The 15,582-nt window shown below is 69.9% G+C and carries 15 protein-coding genes; 6 read left to right on the top strand and 9 right to left on the bottom strand.

What is annotated here, in order from left to right; all coding sequences use genetic code 11:
* Positions 1–61 precede the first annotated feature (61 nt).
* The 3 genes from IE277_RS02825 to IE277_RS02815 all read right to left on the bottom strand — a co-directional run bounded on the left by IE277_RS02825 (position 62) and on the right by IE277_RS02815 (position 5,056).
* The gene (locus IE277_RS02825) at positions 62–1,315 is read right to left on the bottom strand and encodes an MAB_1171c family putative transporter (RefSeq protein WP_373310696.1); all 1,254 of its coding nucleotides are present in this window, start codon (positions 1,313–1,315) and stop codon (positions 62–64) included.
* The gene (locus tag IE277_RS02820; RefSeq protein WP_189948151.1) at positions 1,312–1,917 is read right to left on the bottom strand and encodes a toxin-antitoxin system, toxin component family protein; all 606 of its coding nucleotides are present in this window, start codon (positions 1,915–1,917) and stop codon (positions 1,312–1,314) included. Before IE277_RS02820 ends, IE277_RS02825 begins: the two co-directional genes overlap by 4 nt.
* A 187-nt stretch (positions 1,918–2,104) precedes the next feature.
* Positions 2,105–5,056, bottom strand: a complete 2,952-nt coding sequence (locus IE277_RS02815; protein WP_189948149.1) for a glycoside hydrolase family 35 protein — start codon at positions 5,054–5,056, stop codon at positions 2,105–2,107.
* A 76-nt stretch (positions 5,057–5,132) separates the two neighbouring features.
* Here IE277_RS02815 and IE277_RS02810 point away from each other — a divergent pair, with 76 nt between their 5' ends.
* Positions 5,133–5,591 (top strand): RrF2 family transcriptional regulator, encoded by a 459-nt coding sequence (locus tag IE277_RS02810; protein ID WP_189948147.1) that lies wholly within the window; start codon positions 5,133–5,135, stop codon positions 5,589–5,591.
* A gap of 135 nt (positions 5,592–5,726) precedes the next feature.
* A complete protein-coding gene (locus IE277_RS02805; RefSeq protein WP_189948146.1) occupies positions 5,727–6,380 on the top strand; it encodes a DUF4360 domain-containing protein in 654 nt (217 codons plus the stop codon).
* Positions 6,381–6,395: 15 nt separating this feature from the next.
* Here IE277_RS02805 and IE277_RS02800 read toward each other — a convergent pair whose 3' ends face one another.
* Together IE277_RS02800 and IE277_RS02795 are read right to left on the bottom strand one after the other, a co-directional pair.
* Positions 6,396–6,605, bottom strand: coding sequence for a DUF397 domain-containing protein (locus IE277_RS02800; RefSeq protein ID WP_189948144.1), 210 nt, complete (start codon positions 6,603–6,605; stop codon positions 6,396–6,398).
* Positions 6,602–7,438, bottom strand: a complete 837-nt coding sequence (locus IE277_RS02795; protein WP_189948142.1) for a helix-turn-helix domain-containing protein — start codon at positions 7,436–7,438, stop codon at positions 6,602–6,604. Before IE277_RS02795 ends, IE277_RS02800 begins: the two co-directional genes overlap by 4 nt.
* Before the next feature lie 107 nt (positions 7,439–7,545).
* On the opposite strand from IE277_RS02795, the gene IE277_RS02790 reads away from it, so the two are divergent.
* The 4 genes from IE277_RS02790 to IE277_RS02775 all read left to right on the top strand — a co-directional run bounded on the left by IE277_RS02790 (position 7,546) and on the right by IE277_RS02775 (position 9,762).
* Positions 7,546–8,046, top strand: a complete 501-nt coding sequence (locus IE277_RS02790) for an ATP-binding protein (protein ID WP_189948141.1) — start codon at positions 7,546–7,548, stop codon at positions 8,044–8,046.
* Positions 8,047–8,188: 142 nt separating this feature from the next.
* Positions 8,189–8,401, top strand: a complete 213-nt coding sequence (locus IE277_RS02785; RefSeq protein WP_189948139.1) for a hypothetical protein — start codon at positions 8,189–8,191, stop codon at positions 8,399–8,401.
* Positions 8,402–8,416: 15 nt separating this feature from the next.
* Entirely contained in the window at positions 8,417–8,962 is a 546-nt protein-coding gene (locus tag IE277_RS02780) for a hypothetical protein (RefSeq protein ID WP_189948137.1), read from the top strand.
* A complete protein-coding gene (locus IE277_RS02775) occupies positions 8,959–9,762 on the top strand; it encodes an HTTM domain-containing protein (RefSeq protein WP_189948135.1) in 804 nt (267 codons plus the stop codon). The genes IE277_RS02780 and IE277_RS02775 overlap by 4 nt, the downstream gene beginning before the upstream one ends.
* Here the strand turns inward: IE277_RS02775 and IE277_RS02770 are convergent.
* From IE277_RS02770 to mmsA, 4 genes are all read right to left on the bottom strand, one after another.
* Complete coding sequence (locus IE277_RS02770) at positions 9,759–11,486, bottom strand: pyridoxal phosphate-dependent aminotransferase (RefSeq protein ID WP_189948133.1); 1,728 nt, start codon at positions 11,484–11,486, stop codon at positions 9,759–9,761. The two genes, IE277_RS02775 and IE277_RS02770, sit on opposite strands and share 4 nt — an antisense overlap.
* Positions 11,487–11,566: 80 nt before the next feature.
* The gene (locus IE277_RS02765; RefSeq protein ID WP_189948131.1) at positions 11,567–12,736 is read right to left on the bottom strand and encodes an aldose epimerase family protein; all 1,170 of its coding nucleotides are present in this window, start codon (positions 12,734–12,736) and stop codon (positions 11,567–11,569) included.
* Between the two features lie 27 nt (positions 12,737–12,763).
* Entirely contained in the window at positions 12,764–14,008 is a 1,245-nt protein-coding gene (gene mmsB / locus IE277_RS02760) for a multiple monosaccharide ABC transporter permease (RefSeq protein ID WP_189948130.1), read from the bottom strand.
* Positions 14,005–15,582: a multiple monosaccharide ABC transporter ATP-binding protein gene (gene mmsA / locus IE277_RS02755; protein WP_189948128.1), complete on the bottom strand. Its 1,578-nt coding sequence runs from the start codon at positions 15,580–15,582 to the stop codon at positions 14,005–14,007. The genes mmsB and mmsA overlap by 4 nt, the downstream gene beginning before the upstream one ends.

Genomic DNA, 15,582 nt, shown 5'->3' with positions numbered 1-15,582 from the left:
GTCTCGGCCACTCTGTGCCGGAAATCTGTCCGTACGTCGCCTGCCGAGGCGCGGCCGACGTTCACCCGGGGGCCGGTGTGCTGGTCGCCGCGACGTCCGCGCGTGCGCGCACGGCCTCGATGTCCTCCGGGTGGCGCAGCGCGCAGGAGACCGGGCCGATCTCCCGGAGCAGGTCGGTCGCGTCGGTGTCCTGCATGCCCTCGTCGGACCGCGGCCGTGCCTGTGTGTCCACCGCGTCCAGGATCGTCACGGCCGCCGCCAGCGCCTTGGCCTTGTCCGGCGGGTGACCGAGGGCGAGCGCGGCGTCGTACGACCGGCGGCGCAGGTCCTCGTCGAGGCGGCGGCCGAGCGGCAGCAGCATGTCCCGGATGAACGTCTCGCGCAGTGTCAGCCGCAACTCCGGGCGGGCCCGCAGAAGCAGGGGGACTCTCTCTCCGCTGATGCCGCACATCAGCAGGTACAGCGGGCGCAGTTGGTTGTGGGCGAGCCGGACCCGCCAGCGGTCGTGCAGGTACTGGCCGACGTGCGGCAGGATGAAGCCGACCGCGATCAGGATGGCCGACAGACAGGCCACCGGCGGCGCGACGTCGCTGCTCAGCCAGTCCAGGTCGTGCCCGGTCCAGCGAGCCGTGACCGCGGTGAGCTTCACGGCGTCGAACACCAGATTCATGCCGTAGCCCGCACCCAGCGACATCAGTCCCCAGCGCAGCCAGGAGTCGAGCAGCCCGTCGGCGCTCACCCAGTTCCAGATCAGCCGGGACGTGGTGAGGGCCGTGGTGCAGTGCGCGAGCAGGTACAGCAGGATCTCCTCGCGCATATAGGGGGTGTTGGCGTAGTACGTGTCCAGGTCGATGCGCCGCTCGACGGGCACGTCCGCGAGCGCGAACAGCACCCACAGCGCGATGATCACCCCGGAGTACACGGCGATCACCCAGCGCTGTGCGCGGCGGGTGACGGCCGAGCGGTCGGAAAGGCCGTCGCGCCAGGCGATGATCAGAAGCAGACAGGACGCGCAGAACGCGGTCAGCAGTGAATAGACCAGCGGGGCCGCGATGTTGGGGACGCCGGTGACCCGGTTGGTCCAGGCGATCGTCGACGGCGTCACGAACACGAACACCGCGCAGGCGAGCAGCAGCAGTCCGCCCACCGCGCGCAACAGCGGGTCCTTCCACAGCCGGATGATGGTGGGCAGCTTGATCGCCAGTGCGGTGGCCAGCACCGCGGTGGCGATCCAGAACGCGACGGAGGACTCGCTGAGCATCTCTGCCGAGCTCAGCCGGCCGGCCAGGGTGCAGGCGGGGTGGGCGCACGTCATCGTGGGCTCCCGGTGCGTCCCCGGTGGCCGAGGGACCGTTGGACGGGGTCGAGCGGCCGGTCCGTGCTCTGGCACAGCCGGGGCCGGAAGGCGGTGGCGAGCCGGTGCCCGAACTCGTCGGCATCGGCCTCGTCCCGCTGCCGGGAGCCGTCGCGGGCGGCGACGGCGAGCGCGGCCGCGCGCAGGTCGGGCTCCTCGGCCAGCACTCGGGACGCGGCCGCGCCGGCGCCGGGGTGGTGGCAGTGACCGGCGTGCATGTGCCACAGCTCGTGGCCGAGTATCACCAGTTGCTGCACTTCCTCGGCCCGTTCCTCGACGATGACGAGGTCGAATTCGTGGAACTCCACCCACAGGCCCGTGACCGCGAGTTCGTCGGGGAATCGCTCGAACCGCAGTTGAACGGGGCGCCCTCCGCGCAGGTCGCTCATCGCCGCGCACAGCGCTCGGCACAACTCACGCGCATCGGCGGGAGGACGGGGACGGTCTCGGACCGCGGCCGCGAAGTGAGCCATCAACTGGCGCATCGTCAAGCCGGACCGCGAGCGCCGTCGCGGCTTCCCGGCAAACCGGGCCGCAATCCTCCGCGCGCCCGTGATGCCCATCGTGCCCCCTTCTCTCCTTCGGCCGGCAGCCCGCCCGAGCCTACGCGGAAGGTCGTGTCCGCGTCATGTGATCCGAGGCGGTTCCGCGGGGGCCGAGGGGCGGGGGTCCCCCGGCCCATGGACGGGGAAGCCCTTCGAATCTACGGATCAGGCTGGCGTGAAGGCCGCAGTGATCAGACCGGGGTGATCAGACCGGCGTGACCGGCAGTCCGCCGCTCGCCCTGCCGAGCAGTGTCAGGCTCGCCTTCCCCGGCCCCGACAGCGTGGTGAACTCCGACAGGACGGCCAACGCGAGGGTGTTGGTGCCCCGGGTGCGCAGGACGCCGTTCGGCAGGACGAAGGTGTGCTGCGGGCCCACGTTGTTGATGTACTGGCCCATGTTCCAGCCGTTGAGGAAGATCTGCGCCCGGTAGGCCCGGTACGGATCATCCTCCAGGGTCAGGCCGATCGACGCGTCGATGTCCGCCGGGATTGCGAGCCGGAAGGTGGTCCGGTACCAGGTCACGCCCTGGTAGCGGGCGGCGCGCGGGAAGGCCGTGTGCTCCCAGTCGTGGTCGCGGAAGCCGGGCAGATGCCAGCCCTTGCGCTCGCCGTACAGACCGCCGTTGTTCATCGGGCCGCGCACGGGATCCAGGGCTCCCTCGCCCTGGATGCGCCAGCTCACCTTCGGTGCGGCCCCCTTGAAGGAGGCCCGGGTCAGCCCGCGCGCGGCCTTGTGGCTGTCGAGGCCCTTGCCGTCCTGGTCGTGCTGCATGCGCCGCACGAGCACGGACAGCACATGCCGGCCGGGCGAGCGCAGCGCCGCCCGCAGCGGGAAAGCGGCGGTCGCCGTCCAGGTCCCCTGTCTGGCGGTGGTGTTCTTGTCCGGGACCGGCATCCGGTGGGTGCCCAGCGGCTCGCCGTCCAGCCATGCCATCAGCAGGCCCTGGGTGCCGGTGCTGTAGGCGAGCGCGACCTCCTCCAGGGCGGTGGAGTCGGTGAAGGTGCCCCGGTACCAGACGTCCCCGTAGTGGAAGCCGTAGTCGTCGGCGAAGAGGACCGGCTGCCCGTCGGGGACGGGCGTGGTGCTGAACGACGTCGTCTTGTCCGCGGCCTTCCAGCCCGAGTCGTCGAAGCTCGGCCCGGCCTCCGGGTTCTCCGTGCGCATCCGCCAGCCGCCCAGCGCGGGCAGCTTCACCTCGGGCACGGGCGGCAGCATGCCGGTGGTCATCAGGCTGCCGGACAGCGTCACCCGGGTGGGCAGGGCGCGCCCGTTCCACACCAGCTTGTCGATGCCGCGCGGCCCCCACACCTCCAGGCTCGTCGTCTCGGTGACGTCACCCGTCAAGTGGACCTCGGAGCCGCGCAGTTCGACATGGCGCAGCAGCGCCGGTCCGTACACCAGCAGGGTCCCGGACGGGGTGTCGTACGGGAACACGCGTACGGCGGTGGCGTCGTCGGCGAAGAGCAGCAGCAGCGGGGTCTCGCTGTCGCCCTTCTGCACCAGCACCCGGGTCAGCCCGCCCTGGCCGAGCGGTGCGTTCACATGCAGGGCGTCGTCGGCGAAGGCCCAGGCGGCCTCCGGGTCCAGCCGTGTGACGCTCGGCTCGGTGAGGCTCGTCAGCACCACCTCGGCCATGTCGCCGCGGCGGCCCGAGAACAGGGCGATGTCCTGCCGCCCCGCCGTCACACACAGCCCGGGCTCGGCCGTGGCGTACTTCAGGGTCCGGGTGCCGAGCTTCAGCCCGGTCGCGAGCAGCCTGGCGTCCCGGCCGGGCACGGTGATCCGCAGTCGGCCGGCGTCGGTCGGCAGCTCGGTGGTGACCGGGTCCGTGCCGTCGTTGCGGGCGACGTACACATGCGCGCCGGTGTCCGGGTTGGTCAGGTGGTAGACCTTCAGGCCCGCGGCCGTCACCTCCGCCGCCCGGTCCAGCTTGGCGAAGTCGGGCACGCGCTGCAGCAGATGGCCGAGCTGGTGCATCGGCGCGATCTTCGCCGTGACGTTCCGGCCCTCGTCGATGGCGGCGCCGTAGTCGTACGACGTGTAGACGACCGGCGCGGGCAGCCAGCCCCAGGAGGTCCCGCCGAAGGTCATGTACACGTTGTGCAGGGTGAGCCCGTTGGCGAGGTTGGTCAGATAGAAGCGCCGCTCGTAGGCGGCGTCCCGGGTGCGCCGCGACTCGGCGTACCCCTTGCCGTCGAACCAGGCCCCGCCCCACGGGTCGAACCAGCCACCGCCGAACTCGGGCACGAACCCGGGCGTGGACGGCGAGGCGCTGGCCCCGCCCTTCGCCCCGCCGGGCCCGAAGGTCCCCCAGTCCGGCGGGGTCTTCGCCGGCGACGGATATCCGTCGAACCCGTACAGCCAGCCGTCCTTCTCGCGGCCGGTGTCGAAGGCCCCGGGCACCCAGTAGCCGTTGCGGCCCTTGTCGTTGTGGAACAGCGGCACGTCGATGCCGTCCGCCCGCACCTTCTTGTACAGGTGCGACATGTACGCCCGGCCGCTCTCGTCGAGGTGGGCGTCGTACTCGTTCTCGATCTGGTACAGCAGGACGGTGCCGGTGCCCCGGGTGTACAGGTGCTTGCGGGCGATCCGGTTCACCTGGGTCAGCCACGCGTCGACGTGCCCCAGATAGACCGGGTCGTCGGTCCGGGCCCGGCCCGTGGTCGCCGTCAGCCAGCCGGGGAAGCCGCCGCCGTCCACCTCGGCGTTGATGTACGGGCCGGGCCGCAGGACGACGTACAGGCCCGTCTCGGCGGCCATGCGCAGGAACAGGTCCAGGTCCCGGACACCGGTGAAGTCGAAGTGGTCCGGCGCGGGGGAGTGGTAGTTCCAGGCCACATAGATGCTCACGGCGTTGTAGCCGTGGGCGCGCATCTTCTGCAGGACGTCCCGCCACAGGGAGGGGCTCGGCAGCCGGAAGGGATGCATCTCGCCGGACCACACGACCAGCCGTCTGCCGTCCACGAGCAGCGAGTACCGGTCGTAGCCGATGGTGTGCCGCTCGTTGTCGGCGGTGGGCGGGGCGGGTGCCGGGCCGGTCGGCACACCGCGTGCCGCGAATGCCGAGGGCGCCCCGGGGCCGCCGCTGCCGCCCAGGGCGAGCCCCAGGGCGGTCGAGCCGGCCAGGGCACTGAAGGTACGTCTGCTGAGCGCCAAGGTTGGATCCTCCCGGGCGATCTTACGGGGCGCGGGCGAGGCCATTCTCCACACGGCGACGCCCCACAATGGATCCATGAGGATCTCGGCGCGGGCGGATTACGCGGTACGGGCGGTACTGGAGCTGGCCGTACGGCAGGGTAACGGTCCGGTGAAAGCAGAGGAAATCGCCGCCGTGCAGGGCATCCCGCACAAGTTCCTGGAAGGGATCCTGGGCGACCTCAGGCGGGGCGGGATCGTCGACAGCCGGCGCGGCGGAGGCGGCGGCTACCGGCTGGCGCGGGACGCGGTGAAGATCACGGTCGCTGATGTGATCCGGGCGGTGGACGGCCCGATCGTCTCGGTGCGCGGTGAACGCCCGACCGGCCTCGCCTACACCGGCACCGCGCGGCCCCTGCTGCCCCTGTGGATCGCGCTGCGCGCCAACGTCCGCCGGATCCTGGAAGGTGTCACGGTCGCCGACCTCGCGGCGGACGCGCTGCCGGAGCCCGTCCGGGCGCTGGCGGCGGAACCGGAGGCCTGGGAGAACCCGTAGGGGCCCGGGTCCGGGTGTGAACGGCCGCTTGTGAATGGCCGGAGTTGGCTCTCCCGGGCGCGGGCGGGGCTTCCTACGATGCGGAACGCTTCACAGGCTGCACACAGACCCCCCACACCCGACTAGGGAGAAACCATGGCTGGTGGACTCCTCCTGAGCGGCGCCGTGGCTGCGCTGCTCTCCACCGCGATACCCACCCACAGACCCGCCGGCGGCGTCTTCGACAACCCGCCCCCGGACAAGATCGTCATCGATGTGGCGACGGTGAACGGCTCCGGCTGCCCCGAGGGCACCGCCGCGGTCGCCGTCTCCCCGGACAACACCGCCTTCACGGTGACCTACAGCAACTACCTGGCCCAGGCCGGCGGCAACTCCGACCCCACGGCCTTCCGCAAGAACTGCCAGCTCAACCTGGTGGTGCACGTCCCTCAGGGCTTCACCTACGCCATCGCCAGCGCCGACTACCGCGGCTTCCTCTCGCTCCAGCCCGGCGCCAGCGCCACCCAGAAGGCCTCGTACTACTTCCAGGGCTCCCCGACCACCGTGCCCAAGAGCCACCCGTTCGGCAGCCCCTTCAACGACAACTGGGAGGCCACCGACAGCACGGACGTCGCCCAGCTGGTCTGGGCGCCCTGCGGCGTCCTGCGCAACTTCAACATCAACACCGAGCTGCGGGTGAACGCGGGCAGCACCTCGCCCGACAAGGTCAGCTTCATGACGATGGACTCGACCGACGGGGACATCAGCACGGTGTACCACCTGGCGTGGAAGGAGTGCCCGAGCAGGTAGGGGCACGATCCGGCGTTACGGCGTGCGGGCCCATGAACGCGCGATCGTGAGCCCGCACGTGACGAACGCCGACCAGGCGGTGGGGGAGAGGGCGAGCTGGGGGCCTTGCTTGGCCTTGGAGTCGCGGACGTGGATGGTGGCGGGGCGGACAGCGACCTCGATGCAGTTGTCGCCGGAGCCGCTGCTGTAACTGCTCTTGAACCACGCCAGTTCGGAGGTGCTCATAGGTCTCCTTGAATCCGTTGCAGCAGGCTCACGGAGTCCCGGATGGTGAGAGCCTGCGAACGCATACTGGCATATCGGCTCTGGAGCACGCTGATCACGTTCAGGTCGGCGATGAACTGACCGCTTTCCTGCCCCTCGCTGTATGCGAACCACTTGTGTTTTGGGGTCTCGAGTAAGGCGATGGGCCCGTGCAGTCCGGCGTGAGACTGTTGGACGAGCGGCATGACCTGGATCTGGACGTTCCTCAGTTGCGCTGCCTCCAGCACATGGCCGATGACCTCGCGCGTGACCTCCGCCCCACCCGTCTGCCTCAGGAACGCGTGCTCCTCGATGATGAAGTTGAACGCGGTGTTGGGTCGTTCGCGCAACAGGCACTGGCGTTTGGCGCGTGCCGCCCAACTGGCCCCGATCTGTTGGTCGTCCAGCGGTGGCAACTCGTCGGCGAACAACTGCCGTGCATATGCCTCTGTCTGCAGCAGACCCGGGACCATCCGGCACTCGTAGTTGAAGAGATGGATCGCGGTCTGCTCCAGCGCCGCCCACCGCCGGAACCAAGAAGCCAACCCCGGCTCCCGCTCCAGAAAGGCCGCCGCCTTCCTCAACGCCCCGGTGTTCCCGAGCGCCTCCTCCGCCGCCTCCACGAAGTCCGGGTCCGGCATCCTCCTCCCCAACTCGATCGAAGCGACCGTGTGTTTGGAGTACCCCACCAGATCCCCGAGTTCCTCCCGGCTCAACCCGTGATACTCCCGGAGGGCCTGTACGACCGCTCCGAACTGGCGCAGACTGACCGACGACTCCGGCTCACCGCCGTTTCCCGTACCCATGGCGCACATGGTTACGGCCTGTCACGAGTACTGTCCAGACCGTGACCGTGTACGCCGCGCGAGCGTACGCGGGCCGTGCCTGGTGAAGTGCCGGTCACACCCACCACATTGGGCCCATGACCACACCGCCCCATGCCGCCCGCACCGTCACTCAGCGCCTCAGTTCCACTCCTCGCGGCGCCCGCCTGGCAAGGCATCTCGCGTTGGTCCAGCTCGAAACCTGGGGCATCCCGCAGGGCGCGGACACCACCGACGCGGTGGTGGCGATCGTCGCAGAGTTGGCCGCCAATGCCATCACCCACGGACGGGTGCCGGGACGGGACTTCGAACTGCGGCTGGTGCGGCTGGCCGGGAGCATCCGGGTCGAGGTGAGCGACACGCACGGCGAGCGACGGCCATCCGGGCCCGACGCCGTGACGGAGCCCGCGCCGCTCGCGGAGGCGGGGCGCGGGCTGCTGCTGGTGGACGCGCTGGCCGATCGGTGGGAGGTGGTCGACCGCGACCCGCTCGGCAAGACCGTACGGGCCGAGGTCGACATGCCTCCGTGGCTCGGTACGGCGTTGTTGCGAGGGCCGTCGACTCGCAAACCATTCGATTCCAGGGTCCGTTCGACGTGACGATCTCTGTCCGAAGGTCTTGCGGCGTACGTCGTGCGCCGGTGCGGACTCCCATGCGCCTCTGCCTGCGGAGCGATTGGCTCCGCTATCAAAGGAAGCTGGATGTAGATGGTGCTCGTACCCGCACTCAAGGAGGCGCGGCATGACCGAACTCACCGACGTGGCACGGACGATGAGCGACGATCCAGACGTCGTCGAGCCCAGGGGCGCTCTCGCAGTCCTCCTCGAGCTGGGCGCGGAGCTGGCGCTCGGTGATCTCGCCACGGGCCTTCCGCTGATCATGGAGGCCGCTCCTGAGGGGGCGAGCGTGGAGGAGTTGATGGTGGCGCGGCGTGCGGCGGTGGAGGCGGCCTGACCGAGCGCCGCGCGAATGGGACCGTATGAGTACGCGCTGGCCGGGATCCTCGGGGTGTGGTTGCTGCTGTCGGCGGCTGCCCAACTGGGGCCGGTGTGCCCCCGGGTGGCGGCCTGGCAGCGCCGCTACGACCTGCTCGGTCTCGTGCCGCGCTATCACTTCTTCGCGCCCCTGCCGGGTACCCATGACTACCACCTGCTCGTCCGCACGGTCTCGCCCGGTGGCGAGCACGGGCCGTGGCGCGAGGTGACGCCCGCGTTCGAGCGCCGCTGGTGGAACGTCGTGTGGCATCCCGACCGGCGTCACCACAAGCAACTCTTCGACCTGGCAGGCGCCCTGGCCAAGGACGATCTCACCTGCTCGGACCCGGCGACCCTGCAGTCGACCAGCTACCTCCTGCTGCTGCGCTACGCGACCGAGCGGGCGCGGACCTCGGTCGGTGGCGAGGCGGGTGACGAGGAGGTGCGTGTGCAGTTCGTCGTCGCGCAGACGGCGGGGGAACGTGCGTCGCGCTCGCCCGAGGCCGTGTTCCTCTCCCGTCCGCACCGGATCGGCCGATGAGCCTCGCCCCCGCCGCCGCCCTGCGCCTGACCGAAGTACTTGCCGCGACCGGTGTGCTGCTCGGTTCCCTCGAATACCTCGCCCGTCCCCGCACGTTGGCGGACACGTCCTTGTCCAGCTGGCCGATCCTGCGGCTGCGCCACCCGCGTTATGCGACCGGCCTCCTCGGCGTGACACTGAGCCGGACCGTGGCCTATCCCCGAGTCCTCGCCGTCCTCGCGATCCGTGCGGCGGCAGCCGCCTGCCTGATCACCACCGAGTTCGACGGCGCGGTGCACACAGTCCTGCTGGCCACCGTCGTGGTGACGACGATGACCCTGGTCGTCCGCGGCCTGGGTGGCGGTGAGGGCGCGGACCAGGTCCTGAGGATCACCTTCTGCGCGCTGCTCCTGACCGATCTGCACCCGACCGCGACGACCACGCGGCTGACCCTGTGGTTCCTGGCCCTGCAAGCCTGCCTCGCCTACTTCTCTTCCGGCATCCACAAGGTCACCTCGCCCGTGTGGCTGGACGGCACCGGCCTCACCGGCGTACTCCGCACCCGCCGCTACGGCCACTGGCGACTGGGCGCCGCCCTCGCCGCGCACCCGGCCCTGGCCCGGTGGGCCTCGCGCGGCGTCGGCCTGACGGAGACGCTGTTCCCGCTGGTGCTGATCGCCCCACCGTCCTGGCTCCCCGTTCTTCTCGCGCTCGGCGTCCTCTTCCACCTCGCCTGCGCCGTCATCATGGGCCTCAACTGCTTCGTCTGGGCGTTCACCGCGTTGTATCCCGCGGTCGCGTACGTCGTCCTCAGCGGCTAATAGCCCGCCGCCTCTCCCATTCCCGCCGCGTTCGGCCAGCTCTGGGCGTTCGGCCAGCCGGTGGCCGGGGCCGGGGTCAGACCGGTCGCGGGCGCCGTCATGCCGCGCACCTGCGCCGCCGTGAGACCGCCGCGAGCCGGGACACCGGGCGGAGTGGGGGCGACAGCGGCCGCGGGTACGGGCACGGGCGCGGGAAGCGGGGCCGGCGGTACCGGGGTGGGAGCGGGCACGGGCACGGGCACGGGCGTCGGCGCGGGCAGCGGTGCCGGCAGAGGTGCGGGCGCCGGGACCGGCTGCGGGACCGGCATGGGGGCCACCGGCTGCTGCACGGGGGCCATGGGCTGCGGCGCCGGGGCCGGCTGGGCCGCCGCGGGTACGGGGACCGGCGAAGGCGCCGCCGGCATCGGCATCCCGGCGCCGGGCGGTACGGCGGCGGGGAGCGGCATGCCGGTGCCGGCGGCCGCGGCGGGGGCGGCACCCAGGGCCTGCGCCTGTGCGGCCAGGCCCGGGACACCCGCCCCGTTGGTCTCGCTCATCAGCCGGTCCACGGCCGCCGTACCCGAGCTGTAGCTGGTCCCGGTGCCCAGCTCGGGTACGGCGGCTCCCCTCCCGGACCCGTAGAGCACCTGTTCCAGGCCGGACACCAGGCGACGCACGTCGACCTGGGGGCGCACCACGAGTCTCAGGAAGCGGCTGGAGGATCCGATCTTGTTGCCGCACTCGCGGACCAGGATCCGGTGCTCGGTCAGCATCCGGTCCCGGACCACCGTGCCCTCGGCCCCGACGGGCAGCCGTACGAAGAGGAAGTTCCCCTGGGAGGGGTAGACCGTGAGGCCGGGCAGCGCGGAGAGGTGGCTGGTCATCTCCAGGCGGTCGCGGCGGATCTGCTGGAGGCTCTGCGCGTACTCCGTGCCGTGGCCGCGCAGCATGAACACCACATGCTCGGCCAAGGAGTTGAGGTTCCACTTCGGGAGCATCGAGCGGACCTTGCCCGCGAGGGCCGGGTTCGCCACCAGGTAGCCGAAGCGGACACCGTGCAGACCGAAGTTCTTGCCGAGGCTGCGCAGGACGATCACATTGGGACGCAGCATGGCCTCCTGGACGACGCTCGGATCGGCCTCGGCGTCGGAGAACTCCAGGAAGGACTCGTCCACGATCACCAGGTCCAGGTCGGTCATCGCGTCCATGAACTGCACCACGGACTGCTTGCGCAGATAGCCGCCGTCGGGGTTGTTCGGGTTGCAGATCACCGCCACCCGGGTGCCGCGCCGCCGGATGAACTCGGCGTACTGGGCGAGGTCCAGGGCGAAACCGCTCGCCTCCTGCAGCGGGAACATGTCGACCCGCTTGCCGGTCTCCATCGGCTGGTCCGTCCAGCGGCCGAAGGTGGGCACCGGCACGGCGAGGGACTCGCGGACCAGCAAGTGGTCGATCCAGGCGATCAGTTCGGTGGAGCCGTTGCCCATCGCCACGCACTGTGGTGGCAGTTGGAGCAGGGAGCACAGCTCGCCGGTGACGACGTCGGCACTGCTCGGGTAGTACGTGACGATCTCGCGGAGCCGGACCGCCAGCTCCTCGAACATGGCCGGCGTGGGGAAGTACGGGTTGCACGGGATGCAGAAGTCCACCGGGCCGGTTCCGTCGCCGCCCTCCCGCGCCAGCGCCGCCATCGAGGGGCTGTGCGCCGTGGTGCCGCGGAACAACGAGGTGACGTTGCCGGCCAAAGGGTCCTCCGTTCTGGGTGGCCCGCGCGGGGGAGCGCGGGCCACCCTTCAGTACGGAGACGGATGTGCCGCCGTTCAACTCATGCGCTGAACTTGTGGATTGTCGTCGTCCGGTACGTCTGCCCCGGCCGCAGCACGGTCGAGGGGAAGGACGGCTCGTTCGGCGAGTCCGGGAAGTGCTGGGTCTCCAGGGCCAGCCCGTCGCCCTGCCGGTAGGTGTGACCGGACTGGCCGACGAGGGTGCCGTCGAGGAAGTTGCCCGAGTAGAACTGCACACCGGGCTGGTCGGTGAGGATCTTCAGGGTGCGGCCGGAGCCGGGGTCGCGCAGGGTCACCACATGCTCGGGCCGGGCCGTTGTGCCCTTGTCGAGGACGAAGTTGTGGTCGTAGCCCTTGGCCGTGACCAGCTGCGGGTGGCCGGTGCGGATGTCCCGGCCGATCGGCTTGGGATGCGTGAAGTCGAAGGGGGTGCCCTTGACCTTCGCCAGTTCGCCGGTGGGGATCAGGCCCGTGTCGGTGGGTGTGAACCTTCCTGCGGCGAGCCAGAGTTCGTGGTCGTAGATGGAGCCGCTGCCCTCGCCCGCCAGGTTGTAGTAGGTGTGGTTGGTGAGGTTGACGACCGTCGGCTTGTCGGTGGTGGCTGTGTAGTCGATGCGCCAGGCGCCGTGCCGGGTGAGGGTGTACGTCACCTTCGTCCGCAGCGTGCCGGGATAGCCCATCTCGCCGTCGACGCTCGTGTAGTACAGGTGCAGGCCGACGTCGGAGCCGGAGGTGAAGGGCTCGACGTCCCACACCTTGGTGTTGAAGCCCAGCTTGCCGCCGTGCAGGCTGTTCACGCCGTCGTTGACGGACAGCTGGTACGTCGTGCCGTCCAGCGTGAACCGGCCCTTGGCGATGCGGTTGCCGTAGCGGCCGATGGTCGCGCCGAAGAAGGTGGTCCCGGCGACGTACGCGGCGAGGTTGTCGTAGCCCAGCGAGACGTTGGCGTACCGGCCGAGGGCGTCCGGGATCTCCAGGGACTGGATGATGCCGCCGTAGGAGAGGACCTTCAGGCGGGTGCCGCCGTTCGCCAGCGACCAGCGGTGGACCTTCGTGCCGTCGGCGAGCGTGCCGAAGTACTCCTTCACCGGCTTCCTTCCGGATGCCGCCTCCGGGCCCGCCGCGGCAGCGGCTGATGTCGCCGTGCCGAGGGTGGTGGCGAGGCCCGCTGCCGCGGCGCCGGCGATGACCGTGCGTCTGTTCAGTTCCATGTGGTGCGGCTCCTTCTGAGCGACGCTTTACGAACCGGACTTGCGCTTGTTCCATACGTCGAACCCGACCGCCGCCAACAGGGCCAGGCCCTTGATGACCTGCTGCCAGTCGGTGCCGACGCTGAGGAGGTTCATGCCGTTGTTCAGCACACCGAGGACGAGACCGCCGATGATGGCGCCGAGGACGGTGCCGACGCCGCCGCTCATGGAGGCGCCGCCGATGAACGAGGAGGCGATGGCCTCCAGTTCGAAGCCGTCGCCCGCCTTCGGTGAGGCCGCGTTCAGCCGGGCGGCAACCACCAGACCCGCCAGGGCCGCGAGCACGCCCATGTTCAGGAACACCTGGAAGGTGATGCGCCGGTCCTTCACACCGGACAGCTTGGCCGCCGGCAGATTGCCGCCGATGGCGTAGATGTGCCGGCCGAAGACCGAGTTGCGCATGACATAGCCGTAGCCGCCCACCAGGACGCCGAGGATGATCAGGATGATCGGCGCGCCGTCGTAGCTGGCGAGCAGCATCGTCAGGGCGACGATCGCGGCGATCAGCGCGACGAGCTTGAGCAGGAAGAGGTTCCGCGGTACCACGTCGAGCGAGAACTCCTGCTGGCGGCGCCGGTCGCGAACCTCCTGCCACACCACGGCGGCGATCAGCACCATGCCGAGGAGCAGGGTGAGGTTGTGGTAGTTGGTGTTCGGGCCGACCTCGGGCAGGAAGCCGTTGCCGATCTTCTGCAGGCCGTTCGGGAACGGGCCGAGGGTCTGGCCCTTGAGCAGGATCTCGGTGAGACCGCGGAAGAGCAGCATGCCCGCCAGGGTGACGATGAACGACGGTATGCCGAGATACGCGATCAGGAAGCCCTGTACGGCGCCCGCCGCCGCGCCCACCAGCAGGCACAGCACCAGGGCGACGGGCCAGGCCACGCCGTGCTGCACCGTCAGCACGGCCGCGAACGCGCCCACGAACGCCGTGATCGAACCGACCGACAGGTCGATGTGCCCGGCGATGATCACCAGCATCATGCCGATCGCGAGGATCAGGATGTAGCTGTTCTGCAGCACCAGGTTGGAGACGTTGCGCGGCAGCAGCAGATCGCCGCCGGTCCAGAACTGGAAGAGGACGACGATCAGCCCGAGCGCGATCAGCATGCCGTACTGGCGCATGTTGCGGCGCAGACCGCCGAGCACCAGCTGCAACAGGTTCTCGCCGGCGGCCGGTCCGCCCTTGCCCGGCGGCGCGGCGGCCGGGCTCTTGTCGGTGACGTCCGTGCTCATCGCGTTACCTCTTCGTCCTTCGCCTTGTCGGTCGGCGCCTTGTCCTTCGTCATCCGGCGCATCAGCACTTCCTGCGTGGCCTCGGCCCGCGGCACCTCACCGGTCAGCCGCCCGGCGGCCATCGTGTAGATCCGGTCGCACATGCCGAGCAGCTCCGGCAGCTCGGAGGAGATGAAGACGACCGCCTTGCCCTGGGCGGCCAGTTGGTCGATGACCGTGTAGATCTCGTACTTGGCGCCCACGTCGATGCCACGCGTGGGCTCGTCCAGGATCAGCACATCCGGACCCGCGAAGATCCACTTGCTGAGGACGACCTTCTGCTGGTTGCCGCCGGACAGCTTGCCCACCGGCTCGAACACCGTCGGCGCCTTGATGTTCATGGATGTGCGGTAGCCCTCGGAGACCTGCCGCTCCGCCTGTTCGTCCACCACACCCCGCCGCGCGACCTTCCTCAGCGCGGCCAGCGAGATGTTCCGGTTGATGGTGTCGATGAGGTTGAGGCCGTAGTGCTTGCGGTCCTCGGTGACGTACGCGATGCCGTGCCCGACCGCCTCCGCGACGGACTTCGTACGGATCTCCGTGCCGTCCTTGAGGACCGTGCCGCCCGCGTACCGGCCGTAGGTGCGGCCGAAGACACTCATCGCGAGTTCGGTGCGGCCGGCGCCCATCAGGCCCGCGATGCCGACGATCTCGCCCCGGCGGACGCTGAGCGACACATCGTCCACGACCTTGCGCTGCTGGTCGATGGGGTGATGGACGGTCCAGTTGCGGATCTCCAGCGCCGGTGCCGCGCCCTCCTCCGGCTCGTGCGGGGTGCGCTCGGGGAAGCGGTGGTCGAGGTCGCGGCCCACCATGCCGCTGATGATGCGGTCCTCGGTCGTGCCCGCGTCCTTGACGTCCAGGGTCTCGATGGACCGCCCGTCGCGGATGATCGTCACCGAGTCGGCGACCTTGCGGATCTCGTTCAGCTTGTGAGAGATGATGATCGAGGTGATGCCCTGGTTCTTCAACTCCAGGATGAGATCGAGGAGTTTGCCGCTGTCCTCGTCGTTCAGCGCCGCCGTCGGCTCGTCGAGGATGAGCAGCTTCACCTTCTTCGACAGGGCCTTGGCGATCTCCACCAGCTGCTGCTTGCCCACGCCGATGTCGGTGACGCGGGTCTCCGGGTGCTCGTCGAGGCCGACCCGGCGCAGCAGTTCGGTGGCGTGACGCAGGGTCTCGCGCCAGTTGATCAACCCGCGCGTGGCGTGTTCGTTGCCGAGGAAGATGTTCTCCGCGATGGAGAGGTGCGGCACCAGCGCGAGCTCCTGGTGGATGATGACGATGCCGCGCTGCTCGCTCGCCCGGATGTCCTTGAAGTGGCAGACCTCTCCCTCGAAGAGGATCTCGCCCTCGTAGGTACCGTGCGGATGGACGCCGGAGAGCACCTTCATCAGGGTGGACTTGCCGGCGCCGTTCTCCCCGCAGATGGCGTGGACCTCGCCCTGGCGGACGGTCAGTGTGACGTCCGACAGCGCGGTGACACCGGGAAAGGTCTTGACGATCGAGCGCATGTCCAGGACGGGTCCCGCCAT

It is taken from the genome of Streptomyces alanosinicus (assembly GCF_014650595.1).
Lineage (GTDB): Bacteria > Actinomycetota > Actinomycetes > Streptomycetales > Streptomycetaceae > Streptomyces > Streptomyces alanosinicus.
Note: the sequence above shows the minus strand (reverse complement) of the source record. Positions and strands in the feature narration are given on the sequence as shown.

Excerpts from the sequence above, each read along its gene's own strand:
- mmsA (WP_189948128.1), bottom strand. The coding sequence starts at position 15,582 with ATGGCGGGACCCGTCCTGGACATGCGCTCGATCGTCAAGACCTTTCCC.
- IE277_RS02810 (WP_189948147.1), top strand. The coding sequence starts at position 5,133 with ATGAGGATCTCGGCGCGGGCGGATTACGCGGTACGGGCGGTACTGGAG.
- IE277_RS02795 (WP_189948142.1), bottom strand. The coding sequence starts at position 7,438 with ATGTGCGCCATGGGTACGGGAAACGGCGGTGAGCCGGAGTCGTCGGTC.
- mmsB (WP_189948130.1), bottom strand. The coding sequence starts at position 14,008 with ATGAGCACGGACGTCACCGACAAGAGCCCGGCCGCCGCGCCGCCGGGC.
- IE277_RS02790 (WP_189948141.1), top strand. The coding sequence starts at position 7,546 with ATGACCACACCGCCCCATGCCGCCCGCACCGTCACTCAGCGCCTCAGT.
- IE277_RS02765 (WP_189948131.1), bottom strand. The coding sequence starts at position 12,736 with ATGGAACTGAACAGACGCACGGTCATCGCCGGCGCCGCGGCAGCGGGC.
- IE277_RS02775 (WP_189948135.1), top strand. The coding sequence starts at position 8,959 with ATGAGCCTCGCCCCCGCCGCCGCCCTGCGCCTGACCGAAGTACTTGCC.
- IE277_RS02800 (WP_189948144.1), bottom strand. The coding sequence starts at position 6,605 with ATGAGCACCTCCGAACTGGCGTGGTTCAAGAGCAGTTACAGCAGCGGC.
- IE277_RS02820 (WP_189948151.1), bottom strand. The coding sequence starts at position 1,917 with ATGGGCATCACGGGCGCGCGGAGGATTGCGGCCCGGTTTGCCGGGAAG.
- IE277_RS02785 (WP_189948139.1), top strand. The coding sequence starts at position 8,189 with ATGACCGAACTCACCGACGTGGCACGGACGATGAGCGACGATCCAGAC.
- IE277_RS02805 (WP_189948146.1), top strand. The coding sequence starts at position 5,727 with ATGGCTGGTGGACTCCTCCTGAGCGGCGCCGTGGCTGCGCTGCTCTCC.
- IE277_RS02780 (WP_189948137.1), top strand. The coding sequence starts at position 8,417 with ATGGGACCGTATGAGTACGCGCTGGCCGGGATCCTCGGGGTGTGGTTG.
- IE277_RS02825 (WP_373310696.1), bottom strand. The coding sequence starts at position 1,315 with ATGACGTGCGCCCACCCCGCCTGCACCCTGGCCGGCCGGCTGAGCTCG.